Source organism: Streptomyces sp. NPDC101181 (genome assembly GCF_044767975.1).
Classification (GTDB): Bacteria; Actinomycetota; Actinomycetes; order Streptomycetales; family Streptomycetaceae; genus Streptomyces.
On record NZ_JBIWOX010000017.1, the window covers coordinates 137,248 to 152,908 of the forward strand.

The window sequence follows — 15,661 nt, forward strand, 5'->3', positions numbered from 1 at the left end:
CCGGGAGGCATGGCCCGAACGGTGGCTACGGGCACGGCCCGAACGGTCCCGGGAGGCATGGCCCGAACGGTGGCTACGGGCACGGCCCGAACGGTCCCGGGGGCGCGGCGTTATCCTCGTGCGGGCCGCAGGGGGAGGAAGCGCACCATGGACAAGCTCGGTCCCGACGATCCGCATCGCATCGGCGCGTACCGGTTGCTCGGCCGCCTCGGCGAGGGCGGCATGGGGCAGGTCTTCCTCGCCCGGTCCGACCGCGGCCGCACCGTCGCGCTCAAGCTGGTCCGCCGCGAGCTGGCCGAGCGCCCCGAGTTCCGCGCCCGCTTCCGCCAGGAGGTGCACGCCGCACACCGGGTCGGCGGCGCCTGGACCGCCCCGGTGCTGGACTCCGACACCGAGGCCCCCGTCCCCTGGGTCGCCACCGGCTACGTCGCCGGGCCCTCGCTCCAGCGCGTCGTCTCCGGCCGCCCCGGCGCCCCGGTCGCGGCCTCGGAGGCGTACGGGCCCCTCCCGGTGCGTTCCGTCCGGTTCCTCGGCTCCGGGCTCGCCCACGCCCTCCAGCACATCCACGGCGCCGGGCTCATCCACCGCGACCTGAAGCCGTCCAACGTGCTCCTCACCATCGACGGTCCCCGGGTCATCGACTTCGGCATCGCCCGCGCCCTGGACTCCGTGGCCGACGGGGACCTCACCCGCACCGGGGCCATCATCGGCTCACCCGGGTTCATGGCCCCGGAGCAGGTGCGCGGCGAGCGCGTGACCACCGCGTGCGACGTGTTCTGCCTCGGTTCCGTCCTCGCGTACGCGGCGTCCGGCCGGCTGCCCTTCGGCTCGGCGGAAAGCGGCGGCTCGCACGCCCTGATGTTCCGGATCGCCCAGGAGGACCCGGACCTGACCGGCGTCCCGGCGGAGATCGCCGACGTCGTACGGGACTGCCTGACGAAGGATCCGGCCGCCCGGCCCGGTACGGACGAGATCCTGGCGCGTCTGGGCGCGGCCGAGGCGGACGAGCCCTGGCTGCCCGGCACGCTCATCGCCCAACTGGGCCGCCAGGCGGTGGGGTTGCTCGACGCCGAGGACCCGGAGGCGCCTGCGGAACCGGGCGCCTCGAAAGCCCCGGCCGCCCCACCGGCCTCGTCGCCCCCGACCGCCCCACCGGCCTCATCGCCCCCAGCCGCCCCTGGCACCTCACGGACACCGGCCACCCCTGACGCCTCGCGGACCCCGGCCGCCCCGCGCACCCCGGCTCCCGACGCCCCGACCGCCGCGCGGCATCCGGGGGCGCCGCACCCGCCCGTACCGGCTCCCGGCCGCCCGAACCCCGCGCCGCCCCGGTACGCCCACCCTTACCCGAACGGGTATCCCCGCCCTCACCACCACACCACCGCCCCGCAGCCCTACGCCCCGGTGTACTTCGCCCCCACGCCCCCGCCGCCCGCCCCGGAGCGCCGCTCCGCCGGGGCCACCGCCGCGCTGATCGCCGTGGCGGTGGTCGTGGCGATAGGCGCGGGCGGGTCCGTGTACGCGTTCATGAAGGACGGTGCCAGGGGCACCGGCGCGGGTCCGGGCCCGTCCCCCTCGTCCGACGGCAAGGGCGTCGGCGGCTCCGAAGGCGCCGTCCCCGGCGACTACGTGGGCACCTGGTCCGGCTCCATACCCGGCGACCGGGGCTCCTCCACCCGTACGCTGACGATCCGCCAGGGCGACGTCGGCGACCAGGTCCTCACCCTCACCGCCGAAGGCCCCCTGTCCTCCGGCTCCACGTACCACTGCGAGTTCAGCGCCCCCCTGGCCACCAGCCCCGCCGCCGACGGCCCCGTCCGGATCGGGCCCTCCAAGGTGACCTCCGGCGAACCGGCCGCCTCCTGCTCCCCCGGCAAAGCCACCCACCTGACCCTGCTCCAGGACGGCACCCTGCGCCGGACGATCACCAGCACGGGCGAGAGCCTCACCTACACCAGGTCGGACTGAGCCGACCGAGCGGCGGGCGCCGCAGCCTCGGGGCGCTCGGGTGTCCTCCGCCGCAGCGCCCCGGTGATCAGGGCCGCCCCGCCCAGCAGCACCAGAACCACCAGCATCGCGTTCCGCAGCCCCACGTGGTCGGCGAGGAACCCCAGCGACGGCGGACCGACCAGGAACGCCGCGTAGCCCGCGGTGGAGACCGCCGCGACCCGGGCCGAGGCCTCGCCGGGCTCCGCCCCCTCACCGGCCGCCGAGATCGTGACGGGGAAGCCCAGCGAGGCGCCCAGCCCCCACAGCACGGCCGCCGCACCGGCGAGCAGCGCGCTGGAGGAGAACACCACCAGGGCCACGCCCACCGCCGCCACCAGCGCGCTCGCCCGGACCACGGCGGCCGGGCCGTAGCGCACCAGCAGCGGCCCGCCGGTGAACCGGCCCGTCGTCATCGCGACGGCGAAGAGCATGAACGTCAGCGAACCGCCCGTCGCGCTCGTCCCGTGGCCGTCCACCATCAGCAGCGGCAGCCAGTCGTTGGCCGAGCCCTCCGCGAACGCCATGGCCAGCACGATCAGCCCGATCAGCACCAACCGCCGGTCCCGCCACACCGCCAACTGCGCCCGCACGCCGCCCGTTCCCCGCCCCCGCTTGCGCCCCGTGCTCCCGCCTTCGCCTTGGCCCCCGCCCCCGCCCACGCCTTCGCCTTCACCTTCGGTGGAGGGCTCCTCACGGCCGTCCCCGGACCCTTCGGTGGAGGTCTCCTCGCGGCCGGCCCCGGACCCTTCCGTGGCGGACTCCTCGCGGCCGGTCCCCGACGGCACCCCCCGCACCGTCCACACTCCGGCCGCCGTGACGGCCACGGCCACCACCGCCAGGTGCCAGCCCACCGGGAAGCGCACCGCCGTCAGCCCCATCCCCAGCAGCGCGCCCACCACCGTCCCCAGGCTGAAGCAGCCGTGCAGCACGGGCAGGACCGGGCGGCCGAGGGTTCGTTCGACGGCGGCGCCCTCGATGTTGAACGCCACCTCCGCGAGCCCCATCCCGGCCCCGAACAGCGCCAGCCCGCCGAAGACCCCGCCGGACACCTCCAGCGCCGCGCCCACCGCGATCCCCAGCAGCCCCGCGACGATCAGCGACCCGCCGATCATGATCACCAGCCGCCCGCCGTACGTGCGTACCAGGCCGCCCGAGACCAGGACGCCCGCCATCGAGCCGACGGAGAGCCCGAACAGCACCAGGCCCATGGCCCCGGTGGACACCTCCAGCGCGTCCCGTACGGCGGGCGTCCTGGCCACCCAGGACGCCATGCTCACGCCGATGGCGAGCATGAAGAGGAAGAGCGCGGCGCGCCAGCGGCGGGTCGTTGCGTCCATGACCGGCGAGTCCTTACGACGAGAGAGCGGGACAGGAAGGAGGGAAGGAGGGAAGGAGGGAAAGCGGCAAGGCGTGCAGGGCGTGCGAGGCGGGAGGACCCGCAAGCGTACGATCGTACACTCCAGAGTGTACGTACGTACATCCCGCGCCGCCGCCCTATGCTGCGAGCACACCTCGGCCAGACCCACACCCACCCCCAGGAGGCGCCGCGTGGCGACCGGGCGCACCGACCCCGAGCGACGGGACCGCATCATCGACGCGGCACTCGACGTCATCGTCGACGTGGGCGTCGCGGGCCTCTCGCACCGCAAGGTGGCCGCCCGCGCGGGCGTGCCGCTGGGCTCGATGACGTACCACTTCTCGGGCATGGACCAGCTGCTGCACGAGGCGTTCACCCGGTTCTCCGGGACGATCGTCGCCGTCTTCGAGGACCATCTCGGCGCGGCGAACACCCCGGAGGAGGCCCGCGCCGCGGTGACCGACCTGGTCCACCACCTCTCCAGCGGCAACCAGCGCGAGCTCATCCTGACCCACGAGCTCTACACCCTCGCCGCTCGCGAACCCGCCTTCCGCGAGCTGACCCGCACCTGGATGGGCCGCAGCCGACGCGCCCTGGAATGGCACTTCGACCCGGCGACCGCCCGGCAGCTCGACGCGCTCATCGAGGGTCTGTCCATCCACCGCGCCCTGGAGACCGAACCGCACGACCGCGCCCTGACGGCCGAGGCCGTCGCCCGCGTCACGGCCGCCCCCGGCCCGCGCCCCGCATAGCCCGGCAACGCCTCGCGCACGGTCAACTCAAGGAACGGCAAACACTCTTGCGGGAGCGCTCCCCACGGAGAAAGATCCCCGCATGACTTCCTCCGTGGCCACGCTGCGCCCGTACCGCCCCGAGGACCGCGAGGCCCTGTTCGACATCTGTGTACGCACCGGACACGAGGGCGGGGACGCCCGCCACCTCTACCCGGACCACGACCTCCTGCCGAGCATCTTCGCCGCGCCCTACGCCGTACTCGAACCGGATCTGGCCTTCGTCGTCGAGGACGGCGGACGGGCCGTCGGCTACGTCCTCGGCACGGCGGACACCCCGTCCTTCGTCGCCCGCTACCGCGCCGAATGGCTCCCCGGCCTCGCCGACCGCTATCCGGCTCCCGTCCGCGAACCCGCCACCCCCACCGAGGCGATGACCTCTCTGATGCACGATCCCGAGCGGATGCTGCTCCCCGAGCTGGCCGCCTACCCGGCCCACCTCCACATCGACCTGCTGCCGGACCACCAGCGCGCGGGACACGGACGCCGTCTGATCACGGCCTTCCTGGCCGCACTCCACTCCCGGGGCGTCCCGGCCGTCCACCTGAGCATGGTGACCGCCAACACCGGCGCCCGCGCCTTCTACGACAGCGTCGGCTTCCACCCGATACCGGTCCACGACCCCGGGCCCCTGACCTACCTCGGACGGTCAACTCAGTAACGCATAGGCCGCGTTGAACAGGATCAACGTGTGCACGAACCGGCCCGCCACCCTCGGCGGGTAGCGCCACATCAGCGGCCAGGTGTCACCACCGATCGCCGGTACGGGGACGTAACTCACCCGGCCCGTGGCCGCGTTGAAGGTGGTCACCTCACGCGGCCAGGGACGTCCGGCCGTCGAGCCCGCCGGGACGAGGAAGTAGACCCCGCGCCGCCCGTTGGACTCGGTGACCACCGGGCCGGGCTCCCCGCCGACCAGTTTCTCCATCAGGTCGGCCAGTTCCCTCCCCTGTTCGCCGTCGACACGGACGGCGTCGAATTGCACGCCCGCCTTGCGGAGCTGGAATCCGGCGTCCGGAAGCCAGTCGATTTTCCATCCACGATTCAATGCGTTCACAGGACGAGTGTGGCGTCGATCACCTAGCGTTTTCCATGCCTGCCGAGGTGCGTCGGAAAGCCGTTGACCTGCTCGAACTCCACTGGGACCGAGTTGATGCGAGCGGCTTCGCGTAGTGACCGGTTGAGTTTGGTTGAGTCGAAAAGAGATCGCGTGATGGCAAGCTCGGAGAACAAGGAAACGGCGAGCCCGATGGCCCGGATGGTGGCCGAGATGGCCCGAACGCTCCGCGTCCAGCGCGGGTGGACGCAGGAGCAGGAGGGCAAGGAGATCGGCTACTCGGCGGCGGCGATCAGCGCGATGGAGACCTGCGCGCAGCCCGCGAGCGACGCGATGCTGGTCGAGCTGCAACGGGTGTTCGGCAACGGCACGCGCATCTTCGACACGGCACGGCAGTACATGCGGATGGAGCGGCTGCCCGAGCAGTTCAAGGACTACGCGCTACTGGAGGAGGCCGCGCTCAGCCTCCAGTTGTTCGCCACGAATGTCATTCACGGGCTGTTCCAGACGGAGGCGTACGCGCGGGCGCTCATCGGTGGCGGACACCCGCCGCTCTCCGACGCGCGCGTGGAGGAGCTGGTCCAGCTCCGGATGGCACGCACGGTCCTCTTCGACCGCGACCCGCTCCCGATGATCGAGATCATCATCGACGAGTCCGTTCTGCGCCGCGTCATCGGCAGCGACGAGATCATGCGGGAGCAGTTGCTCCATCTCGTGGAGTGCGCCCGGCGCCGCAATGTCACGCTGCTGGTGCTGCCGCTGGACGCGGGCAAGTACGGGGAGTACGCAGGAGCTCGCGGCGAGATGAACATGGTGGAGACTCCGGACCACGAGCACCTTGTCTATCTAGAAGTGCAGGACGAGAGCCTACTGATCAGTGACCCGGCAAAGGTGAGCACCTACGCTCAGCGCTATGCGAAGATCCGGTCACAGGCTCTGGGTCCTCGCGAATCGCTGGACCTCATCATGCGGTTGGCAGGAGTGAAGGAATGAGCAGCACCCTCCGATGGTTCACGTCGAGCTACAGCAGCGATAGCGGCGGCAACTGCATCGAGGTCGCCTTCGACTGGCGGACGTCCTCCTACAGCAGTGAGAGCGGGGGCAACTGCGTCGAGGTGTCGGCCGCGTGGCACAAGTCCTCCCACAGCAACGCCAGCGGCGGCGACTGCGTCGAGGTCGCCGCCTGCCCGCACTCGGTCCACGTCCGCGACTCCAAGGTGACCGACGGGCCCGTCTTCTCCGTCGCGCCCGACGCCTGGTCGGCGTTCGTCACCTGGGCGGAGTGAGCCGGGCGCGAACCGACAGGACCGCCGCCTCCGTGGCCCACCGGAGGCGGCGGTCCTGTCGTATCCGCTGGTGGCGGGCGTGTTAGCGTCGGAATCATGGCAGTACAGCGTGCTGGTGACGCGGAACCGCAACCCCCGTCGGCGCACCCGGCGCCGCCCGAGGGGCTGAAGAGCCGGGACCGGATCCTGTGGGCCGCCTCGACGATGCTGGGCGAGGGCGCGGGGGCGGCGCTGAGCGTGCGGGCCGTGGCGGAGCGGGCGGGGGTGAGCACGGGATCGCTGCGCCACCACTTCCCGACGCAACGCGCGCTCATGGACGCCATGTTGAAGGTCGTCTTCGACCTGGTCCTGCCGGAGGCCGCCTTCCGGGACACGTCCATCCCACCGCGTGACCGCCTGATGGGGTGCGTCCAGGGTTTGCTCGTACCGCAGGACAGCCCACGGGGTGCGCGGGAGGCGTGGCTGACGGTGCACGAGCGGTACATCGCGTCGGAGCCCACGCAGGCGATGCGGGCGGAGTACCAGGCGATGCAGCACGAGGTGACCCGCCGCGTCGAGGGGTGCCTGGAGGTGCTGGTCGAGGAGGGGGCGCTGGCCGCCGGGGACACGGCACGCCGGGCGCGGTTCCTGCTGACGCTGGCCAACGGCGTCTCGGTCGAGCAGGTGCTGCCGAGCGAGGACGCGCGGATCGCCACCGAGCTGGACATGCTCGGCATCGGCGTCGACCTCGTGCTGGCCGACCGGATCTGAAGCCCGCGGGGGCCCGCACGTGCCTCCGGCGTCTCAGGTGCCGGCGCCGCCGTCCAGGAGCCAGTGGTAGCGCATCCGCATGGCGCGTTCCACCGCGCCGAACGCCGCGCCGAGGCCGAGCGTGACGTTGAGCCACACCGGCAGCCGCAGCGGCGACTCGAAGGTGCCCAACGACTCGGCGATGGGCGGGATCTCGGAGATCGGCTGGGCGGCCTGCAACAGGTTGAGGCCGACCCCGATCAGCAGGAGCACCACCGACACGGCCCCGACGATAGCGCTGGCGCCCGGGTGCTCGTGGGCGAACCTCATGCGCCGCCCCTCCGCCGACCGGGGGTCGGGGGCGAGTCGTGTCTCCGTACCGTCGTCCGCGACGAAGTGGCAGCGGCGCATGCCCACTTCGCTCCTGCGGGCCTCGATGTTGCCGCCGGGGACGGGGAAGCGCGCCGGGAGCTTCGACTCGGCCTCGCAGAACCCGTCGCGGTACAGCCGGGCCCGGACCACGCCCGTCTCGGCGTCCCCGCCGTGCTTGACCTCCACCGTGTACGTCGTGGAGCGGCCGCCGCCCACCGGCAGCGCGATGAAGAACAGCGAGCGCCGGGTCATCTGCCACCAGCGGAACGGCTTCAGCGGCTTTCCGTCGCCCGGCTTCACGCGCCGCTCAAGTCGTCGGTCGTTCCAGCTCGACCCCATGGCCGCACCCTCCCTGATCGTGACCAGTACGGTGTGTTGTTCTGACCTCCTGCCCCAAACTAACACACCGTACTAGTAACGCTCTGTGACGATTCCTCGCGCTCTACGGGACCGCGAGGTCCCGCGCCCGCAGCGCCAGCCACAGGTCGTAGCGGGCGCTCGGCGGGCGGAGCAGGGAGCGCTGGAGCGTGGTCTCCAGCCGGGTGAGGCGCTTGCGGGCGCCGGGAACGGAGATGCCGAGGCGGGCGGCGGTGGGCCCGAGGCGGCCCTCGCACTCCAGCCAGGCGCGCAGGGTCGCCTCCGAGCCCGGGACCGGCTCCAGCGGCGCCAGCTGCTGCTCGGCCCACTCCCGTACGGAGGGGTGGCGCAGGACCGCCTCGAGCGCCCGAGCCGCTCCCCCGGCGCCGCCCGTCGCATCGCCGTACGGGGTGGGCTCGGTGGTGCACACCGGGGCGGGGGTGGCCCGGACGCGCAGGGCCAGATCGAGGGCGGCCTGGTCGGCGAGGCGGTTCAGGTCGAGGCCGAGTAGTTCGCCGATGAACCGGACCCGGGCGGCCAGGGTGTTGCGGTGGACCTTCAGGTGGTCGGTGGCGTGCGAGGAGAAGGCCAGCCAGGAGCCGGCGGTGGCGGCCAGTTCCTGGCTGCCGGGGTCCTGGGCGCGGCGCGGTACGTGGGTCAGGAGCGGGGTGAGCAGGGCGTCGGCCCACTGCCGCCCGGCGGGACCGACGACGAGCGCCGCCTCCGGCAAGACCCCGAACCGGGCGTGCCGGGACGGCAGTTCGCGGGCGACGGCCAGGGCGTGGAAGGCCTGGCGGTAGCCGGTGGCGGTGTCGGCGAGCGGGACGGCCTCGCTGACGCCCACCACGCAGTCACCGACCCGGGCGGCCACGGCCTCATCGGTCGCCGGAGCGCCCTCCGCAGCCTGGTCGGCGGGCATCACGAGGATGAGGTGGCGGACGTAGACGGGGCACCGCACGATCCACGACCGGCTGCCGTCCGCCTCCGCGCAGACCCGGGCCACCTCGTCCCGCCCGTCACCGGAGCACTCCACGACGCACACCCGCACCGGGTCGGGGAGCCGGGGGCGCAGCGCACCGGCGACCTGCTGGGCGATGGAGAGCTGCCCCGTCATCAGCAGGTGCAGCACCGCCTCCCGGCCCCGCGACTCCGCGAGGTCCACGCGGCGACGCTTGCGCTCCACCGTCTCGGCCTGCCAGCACAGCTCCAGTGCGGGCACCGCGTCCGCCAGCAGGGCGGCGAGCCCGGCGGCGACCGGCCGGGGTGCGACGACGGCCAGCAGCGGGGCGGCGGCGGTGTCGTCGCCCGCCGGGAGGAGCGGGAAGAGGAAGGCGGTGTGCTGCCCGGTGTCGAGGGAGTACGCCTGGGCCCCGCGCTCGGTCAGGGCCGCCGCGCCCTCGGCCAGCAGCCCGGCTATGTCCGGTAAGGGCGTTTGCTCCGTACGGGCCGCCGCGTGCAGCACGGTCCCGTCCGGCCCGAGGAGCCCGGCCCACCCCCCGGCGCGGCCGGAGAGCCAGCGCAGCATCGCGGGCGTGCCCCCGCTCCGTACCAGCCGGTGCATCCGCAGCAGATCGTCCACACGCTCCCGTACACGCACGGTGTCCCCCCGTTCCCCGTGTCGCCCGGACGAGGGTGGCTGTGCGACCTGATACCGCCGCGGCCGCCCCACTGGGCGTATTGAACCTCCCGGTCCCCCTACCCCTCGGACTAGGGTGCGAACGTGTTCCGGCACCGCGCCCCGGCCCGCCCGGGGGGGGCGCCGGAGCCGGGGGGGAACCCGGCGGCAGCGGCTCACGGGGGTGGTCGCTGTCGCCGGTCCCCGCCCCGTGCGGGACGCCCGCAGGCCGGGCGCGGGCCCCGCCGCTCAGGAGCGGAACTCCGCCACTCGGTCACCGGGCACGGCGGTCCACCCACCGGCCACGGCGGTCCAGTCGCCGGGACGGCGGTTCAGTCGGTCATGGTGGTCCCGTCGTGGGACACCGAGGTTCAGTCACGGGGCGGCACACCCGCCGTGTCGACGACCGCCCGCTCGATCACGGCGCCGTCACCGAGGAGGCCGCCCTTCTCGCCGTACTCCGTGTCCCTCGTCAGCCGGCTGCTCCAGCCCAGATACGTCAGGTCATCCGGGTCGAAGACCCACTCCGTGCGCGTGGCGGACCGGTCGTCCTCGCGGGCGATGCCCACGCCCTTGCGGCCCAGCGCGTCCACGGCGTCGGGGGCCCGGGTGACCCCGGGGATGAGGGCCACGGCTTCGAAGAGCGCGGAGGCGGTGTCCGGCGGCAGGAGCGGTTCACCGATCAGGTGGCCGATCGAGGTGAAGACGGCATGGTCGCGGTCCTCCCCCGCGAACTTCGGGGTCAGCTCGGTGAGGTAGTCCAGCAGCTGCCGCGGCTCGGTGGGCAGCGTGGCCAGCCAGCGGTAGGTGGGCCGGGACAGGCCCGGCCGGGTGCCCTCGCTGTCACCCAGTTCGGCGTTGACGGGCATCGTCTTGCCGTCCGTGCGGCTCAGACCGAGCTTCTTCTGCGGGCCGGGCCGTTGCGAGAACCAGTACTCCGACTCCTTCAGCGGGCCGACCACCGCCGTGCCGCTCGTCAGGTCGACCTCCCGGCCCGTGGCGCGCGTGTAGACGAACTGGTCGTCGCGGACCGGCAGGGCCTCGTTCCTCCCCGCCGCGTCCGAGATGCGGTGCAGCACCTGGGACACCGACCGGGTGTCGCCGGTGGCCCCTGGGCCGCCGTCCCGCGCGGAGTAGCCCGCGACCAGCACCCCGGCCAGGGCCAGCGCGGTGACGGGCGCCAGGAAGGAGGGCCGCAGCAGCCGCGGCCGGGCGGGGTGCCCCCCGCGCCCGCCGGCCCGGTCCTCCGGGCCGGGCCGTGCCCCGGCATGCTCCTGGGCGCGGGCGGTGTCGTCGTCGATCAGCTTCATCAGGCGTTCCCTGTGGTGCTCGTGACGGCCGGGCGGAAGGGCGGTCACGGGGGCCGGCGGCAGCAGCCGCGCCAGTCCGGCGCGCTCGGCCGCACCCACCTCGCGGCCTTCGTCGGTACCCGTCATCGCGATCCCCTCTCGCTCGGCAGGGCGACGACTGCCGCCCTGCCTCCTACCTCTCCGCGGCCCCCGCGGGGTTCCCGGCCGATGCCCCGGTGCCGCCGCTCCTCCGCCGTGCGCTCGTCCGCGAGATGCCCGTCCGCGAGTACGCGCAGCCGCTTCCGGGCCCGCGAGAGCCGGGAGCGTACGGTGCCCACGGGCACACCGAGCGCGTCCGCGGTCTGTGCGTAATCGAGCCCGGCCCAGACGCAGAGCGCCAGCACCTCGCGCTCGGGCTGCCGGAGCCGGTCGAGCACCTCGCGTACGGCCGCGAGTTCCCGCCGGTGGTCCAGCCGCTCGGCGGAGGCCTGTGCGAAGTCCTCGATCTCCCGCGGCTTCGGCTGCCGGGCCAGGAACGCCAGCCTGCGGCCGGTGCCGCGCCGGTGGTTGCGGGCCTTGTTGGTGGCGATGCCGAGGAGCCAGGGCCCCAGCGGACCGCCCTCGGGGTCGACCTGTTCCCGGGTGCGCCAAGCGGCCAGGAAGGTCTCCGACATCACGTCCTCGGCAGCGGAGAGGTCCCCGATGAGACGGGCGGCGTGCCGGTGGACGGCACGGGCGTACCGGTCGTAGAGGCCTGCGAAGACCTCGCGGTCGCCCGCCCGGACCAGCTCCCGTACGCGCGCGTCCGCCTCGGTGCCCTCAGGCTGTTCCACCTCCGCCCGATCCGGCCCGTCCGGCGGGGGTGCCGGACGGGCCGGATCGGGCGGGCGGGCCGGGGGTGGCGACTGTTCGATGTGCTCCACGCCCTGTACCTCTCCGGGACCTCCGCCCGGTTCCCGTGGCCCGCGTCACATCCGGGCGCCTCGGTTCGAGCCGTACGCACACCGTCCGCACCGTACGTACCGGCGATCGTGTCAACCGCGGTCCTGGAGGCAGGAGCCGGGGGTGGTCCCGGCAGTGCGACGGGGGGTGCCCCCGGCGCGAGCCGGGAGCACCCCCCGTGACGGGTGGGGCCGGGATCAGCAGCTCAGGTTCGAGCCGGTCGTGGTCCCGAGGATCTGCGTGAACTGCGTGAACTTGTCGATGCGGCTCTGGACCTGGGCCGGGTTGCCGCCGTTGCACTCGATCGCGCCGTTGATGGAGCGGATCGTCTCGCCGAAGCCGGCGCCGTTGACGATGGCGTTGTGGCCGGTCATGGTGCCGGGGCCGGTCTGGCTGTTCCAGTACCAGAGGCCGGTCTTCCAGGCGATGGCGGCGTTCTGCTCGACCAGGTAGGGGTTGTTCAGCAGGTCGATGCCGAGCGCGTCACCGGCGGCCTTGTAGTTGAAGTTCCAGCTCAGCTGGATCGGGCCCTTGCCGTAGTAGGCGGACTGCCCGGCCGGGCAGCCGTAGGGCTGGCTGGCGTCGCAGTAGTGGGGGTAGTTGGCCTCGTTGACTTCCTTGATGTACACAAGCCCGCCGGTCTCGTGGCTGACGTTGGCGAGGAAGGCCGCGGCCTCACGCTTCTTGATCTCGTCGCTGCCGGTGTTGGCGAAGGCGGGGTAGGCACTCAGGGCGTCGGTGAGGCCCTGGTACGTGTAGAAGGCGTTCCGGTTCGGGAACATCTGGTTGAACTGGGCCTCGCTGACGACGAACCCGTTGCTCTGGCCCGGACCGTCGCCGCCGCCCGTGCCGCAGGCGCCCTGGTCGGTCCAGACGTCGGAGCTGCCCGGGGTCTCGTTCTGGGTCCACCACTTGGCGGTGTAGTTGCGGCCGTTGTGCGAGGCGGACTGGCCGCCGGTGTAGACGGAAGAGGCGTTCCAGGCCCCGGCGCAGGCCGCGGCCTGCGCGGTGGCGGCGGGGAGGACGACGAGCGCCGCGACGAGCGCTCCGAGCGCGACCAGCACGCTCATGACACGTCGGATCACGTGAACACACTCCTTGGACGCGGCGCGACGTCCAGCCGTGCGCCGCTGTGGGGGGTGCCCGCCACTCAAGCGAGAATGGTCTGAACCTGTCAAGGTCTAGACCAGCATCGGAAAAGCCGGAGGTTCCGCCGGTCGCGAGACCCGGCCACCCGCGGCGACCGCGTCAAGAGCGCTCTCAACAGCCGCTCTTCCGGAGGGAGCCCACCGGGGCCGTCCGCGAACGGGCGCGGCGGCAAAAGTAAAATCTTCCGCCCCGCCCACCATACGGACGGCCTCCGCCCCTTGGTGGACGGCTTTCGGGGCGAGGCCCCATCCCCGCTGCCGCCGCCGGACGCGGTCGCCCGCCCCCTCCTTCGGGCGCCGCGTCCTGACGCCGATCAGCAGGTGAGCCCGGACCCCGGGGCCACGCCGACGACGCCGGTGATGCGCTCGTACCGCTCCACCCGTGCGGCGACCGACGCCGGATTGCCGCCGTCGCACTCCAGGGCCCCGTTCAGCGAGCGGATCGTCTCGCCGAAGCCCGCGCCCCCGACCATCGCGTCGTGCGAGGTCATGGTGCCGGGGCCGTTCTGGGTGTTCCAGTACCAGAGCGCGGTCGCCCACGCGACGGACGGGTCCCGCTCGACCAGCCAGGGGTCGTTCAGCAGGTCGAGGCCGAGGGCGTCCCCGGCGGCCTTGTAGTTGAAGTTCCAGCTGAACATGATCGGGCCGCGCCCGTAGTACGCCTCACGCCCCGCCGGGCAGCCGAAGGGCTGGGTGTCGTCGCACTTGCGCCCGTAGTTGGCCTCGTTGATCTCCTTGACGTACCTCAGCCCCACCGACTCGAAGTCCGCGTGCGTCAGGAACGCCGCCGCCTCCCGGGCCCGCGTCTGCGGCGTACCGACGTTGGCGAAGCGCGGGTAGGCGTGCAACGCGTCGATCAGCCCCTGGTACGTGTAGAAGGGGTCGCGGTCCGGGAAGATCGCGTCGAACTCCTCCTCGCCGATGACGAAGTCGGAGACCCCTCCCGTGCAGACGCCCCGGTCCGCCCAGGCGGATCCCGCGCCCGGATTCTCGCCCCGGGTCCACCACTTGGCGCTCCAGTTGCGGCCGTGGTGGGAGACGGTGTCCCCGGCGCGGTAGTCGGCCGTGGCGCTGTGGAGCGGCGCGCACGGCTCGGCGGCGCGGGCGACAGCCGGGTCGGCGCCCGACGCGGCGGGCACGGCCGACGCGGTGGGTACGGCCGCCAGGAGAGCGGCACCGAGGGCGGCCGCGGTGAGGGGCACGGTCAGGAACTTCTTGAAGCGATCGACGCGATACAGCACTGGTCACTCCTTCGGCGCGGCACACCGAGCACCCGGCAGGCCGACATGGGGATCACCAGCCAATCCGCATTGGTCTGAACCTGTCAAGGTCTAGACCACCAGGGGCACTTCTGTCCCCGTCGGACAGCGTGCGGACGCCGTGGGGCCCGGGACCGGACCATTCCGGTCCGGTCCCGGGCCCCACGGGCCGGACACCGCCTACAGGAACGAGTTGATCTCGATCGTCTCGGTGCGGCCGGGGCCGACGCCGATCGCGGAGATCGGGGCGCCCGACATCTCCTCCAGGGCCTTCACGTACCCCTGCGCGTTCTTCGGCAGGTCGGAGAAGGTCTTGGCCTTCGTGATGTCCTCGGACCAGCCCGGCAGGGTCTCGTAGACCGGCTTCGCGTGGTGGAAGTCGGTCTGGTTGTAAGGGAGTTCCTCGACGCGCTTGCCGTCGATCTCGTACGCCACACAGACCGGGATCCGCTCCCAGCCGGTGAGCACGTCCAGCTTGGTGAGGAAGAAGTCGGTCAGGCCGTTGACCCGGGTCGCGTACCGCGCGATCGGGGCGTCGAACCAGCCGCAGCGGCGGTCCCGGCCGGTGGTGACACCGCGCTCACCGCCGATGCGCCGCAGCGCCTCGCCGTCCTCGTCGAACAGCTCGGTCGGGAACGGACCCGCGCCGACCCGCGTCGTGTAGGCCTTGAGGATGCCGATCACGCGGCTGATCTTCGTCGGGCCGACCCCGGCGCCGGTGCAGGCGCCGCCCGCGGTCGGGTTCGAGGAGGTGACGAAGGGATACGTGCCGTGGTCGACGTCGAGCAGAGTGCCCTGGCCGCCCTCGAAGAGGACCACCTTGCCGTCGTCGATGGCATCGTTCAGGATCAGGGTCGTGTCGGCGACGAACGGCTTGATCTGCTCCGCGTACTGGAGCATGTCCTCGACCACCTTGCCGGCCTCGATGGCCCGGCGGTTGAACACCTTCGCCAGGAGCTGGTTCTTCTGCTCCAGGGCCGCCTCGACCTTCTGCTCCAGGATCGACTCGTCGTAGAGGTCCTGGACGCGGATGCCCACCCGGTTGATCTTGTCGGCGTACGTCGGGCCGATGCCCCGCCCCGTCGTGCCGATCTTGCGCTTCCCGAGGAAGCGCTCGGTCACCTTGTCGAGCGTGACGTTGTACGGAGTGATCAAATGAGCGTTGCCGCTGATCAGAAGCTTGGACGTGTCGACGCCTCGCTCGTTCAGACCGCTCAGCTCGGAGAGCAGGACCGCCGGGTCGACCACGACACCGTTCCCGATGACCGGGGTACAGCCCGGCGACAGGATTCCGGAGGGGAGGAGATGCAGTGCGTACTTCTGGTCGCCCACGACGACCGTGTGACCGGCGTTGTTACCGCCTTGGTATCGCACGACATAGTCCACGGATCCACCGAGGAGATCGGTGGCCTTCCCCTTGCCCTCGTCACCCCACTGAGCACCGAGCAGCACAAGTGCGGGCACAGGCGT

Annotated in this window: 15 protein-coding genes; 6 read left to right on the forward strand and 9 right to left on the reverse strand. The window is 72.6% G+C overall.

What is annotated here, in order from left to right; genetic code table 11:
* The first annotated feature begins 147 nt into the window (after positions 1-147).
* On the forward strand, positions 148-1,968 hold the full coding sequence (locus tag ACIRRU_RS23710; RefSeq protein ID WP_403683629.1) for a protein kinase: 1,821 nt from the start codon (positions 148-150) through the stop codon (positions 1,966-1,968).
* Here the strand turns inward: ACIRRU_RS23710 and ACIRRU_RS23715 are convergent.
* Positions 1,950-3,326 (reverse strand): MFS transporter, encoded by a 1,377-nt coding sequence (locus ACIRRU_RS23715; protein WP_403683631.1) that lies wholly within the window; start codon positions 3,324-3,326, stop codon positions 1,950-1,952. The genes ACIRRU_RS23710 and ACIRRU_RS23715 overlap by 19 nt on opposite strands.
* Before the next feature lie 211 nt (positions 3,327-3,537).
* On the opposite strand from ACIRRU_RS23715, the gene ACIRRU_RS23720 reads away from it, so the two are divergent.
* Both ACIRRU_RS23720 and ACIRRU_RS23725 read left to right on the forward strand, forming a co-directional pair.
* Positions 3,538-4,098 (forward strand): TetR/AcrR family transcriptional regulator, encoded by a 561-nt coding sequence (locus tag ACIRRU_RS23720; protein ID WP_403683633.1) that lies wholly within the window; start codon positions 3,538-3,540, stop codon positions 4,096-4,098.
* Between the two features lie 82 nt (positions 4,099-4,180).
* Complete coding sequence (locus ACIRRU_RS23725) at positions 4,181-4,798, forward strand: GNAT family N-acetyltransferase (protein ID WP_403683635.1); 618 nt, start codon at positions 4,181-4,183, stop codon at positions 4,796-4,798.
* Here ACIRRU_RS23725 and ACIRRU_RS23730 read toward each other — a convergent pair.
* Positions 4,787-5,194, reverse strand: coding sequence for a hypothetical protein (locus ACIRRU_RS23730; RefSeq protein ID WP_403683637.1), 408 nt, complete (start codon positions 5,192-5,194; stop codon positions 4,787-4,789). The two genes, ACIRRU_RS23725 and ACIRRU_RS23730, sit on opposite strands and share 12 nt — an antisense overlap.
* 156 nt (positions 5,195-5,350) lie before the next feature.
* Here ACIRRU_RS23730 and ACIRRU_RS23735 point away from each other — a divergent pair, with 156 nt between their 5' ends.
* The 3 genes from ACIRRU_RS23735 (at position 5,351) to ACIRRU_RS23745 (ending at position 7,230) form a co-directional block, all read left to right on the forward strand.
* Entirely contained in the window at positions 5,351-6,187 is an 837-nt protein-coding gene (locus tag ACIRRU_RS23735; protein ID WP_363202091.1) for a helix-turn-helix transcriptional regulator, read from the forward strand.
* Positions 6,184-6,480, forward strand: a complete 297-nt coding sequence (locus ACIRRU_RS23740; protein WP_403683639.1) for a DUF397 domain-containing protein — start codon at positions 6,184-6,186, stop codon at positions 6,478-6,480. The genes ACIRRU_RS23735 and ACIRRU_RS23740 overlap by 4 nt, the downstream gene beginning before the upstream one ends.
* 96 nt (positions 6,481-6,576) lie before the next feature.
* Complete coding sequence (locus tag ACIRRU_RS23745) at positions 6,577-7,230, forward strand: TetR/AcrR family transcriptional regulator (protein ID WP_403683641.1); 654 nt, start codon at positions 6,577-6,579, stop codon at positions 7,228-7,230.
* 33 nt (positions 7,231-7,263) lie between these two features.
* On the opposite strand, the gene ACIRRU_RS23750 is transcribed toward ACIRRU_RS23745, so the two are convergent.
* From ACIRRU_RS23750 to ACIRRU_RS23780, 7 genes are all read right to left on the reverse strand, one after another.
* On the reverse strand, positions 7,264-7,920 hold the full coding sequence (locus ACIRRU_RS23750; protein ID WP_403683643.1) for a hypothetical protein: 657 nt from the start codon (positions 7,918-7,920) through the stop codon (positions 7,264-7,266).
* A 103-nt stretch (positions 7,921-8,023) separates the two neighbouring features.
* Positions 8,024-9,499, reverse strand: a complete 1,476-nt coding sequence (locus tag ACIRRU_RS23755) for a helix-turn-helix domain-containing protein (RefSeq protein ID WP_403683696.1) — start codon at positions 9,497-9,499, stop codon at positions 8,024-8,026.
* A 425-nt stretch (positions 9,500-9,924) separates the two neighbouring features.
* Positions 9,925-10,989, reverse strand: coding sequence for a CU044_5270 family protein (locus ACIRRU_RS23760; RefSeq protein WP_403683645.1), 1,065 nt, complete (start codon positions 10,987-10,989; stop codon positions 9,925-9,927).
* The gene (locus tag ACIRRU_RS23765; RefSeq protein WP_403683698.1) at positions 10,986-11,675 is read right to left on the reverse strand and encodes an RNA polymerase sigma factor; all 690 of its coding nucleotides are present in this window, start codon (positions 11,673-11,675) and stop codon (positions 10,986-10,988) included. The genes ACIRRU_RS23760 and ACIRRU_RS23765 overlap by 4 nt, the downstream gene beginning before the upstream one ends.
* Positions 11,676-11,981: 306 nt before the next feature.
* Positions 11,982-12,869: a glycoside hydrolase family 19 protein gene (locus ACIRRU_RS23770; RefSeq protein WP_403683647.1), complete on the reverse strand. Its 888-nt coding sequence runs from the start codon at positions 12,867-12,869 to the stop codon at positions 11,982-11,984.
* A 377-nt stretch (positions 12,870-13,246) separates the two neighbouring features.
* Positions 13,247-14,134, reverse strand: a complete 888-nt coding sequence (locus tag ACIRRU_RS23775; RefSeq protein WP_403683700.1) for a glycoside hydrolase family 19 protein — start codon at positions 14,132-14,134, stop codon at positions 13,247-13,249.
* A gap of 237 nt (positions 14,135-14,371) precedes the next feature.
* Complete coding sequence (locus tag ACIRRU_RS23780) at positions 14,372-15,655, reverse strand: adenylosuccinate synthase (protein WP_363201895.1); 1,284 nt, start codon at positions 15,653-15,655, stop codon at positions 14,372-14,374.
* Positions 15,656-15,661 lie beyond the last annotated feature (6 nt).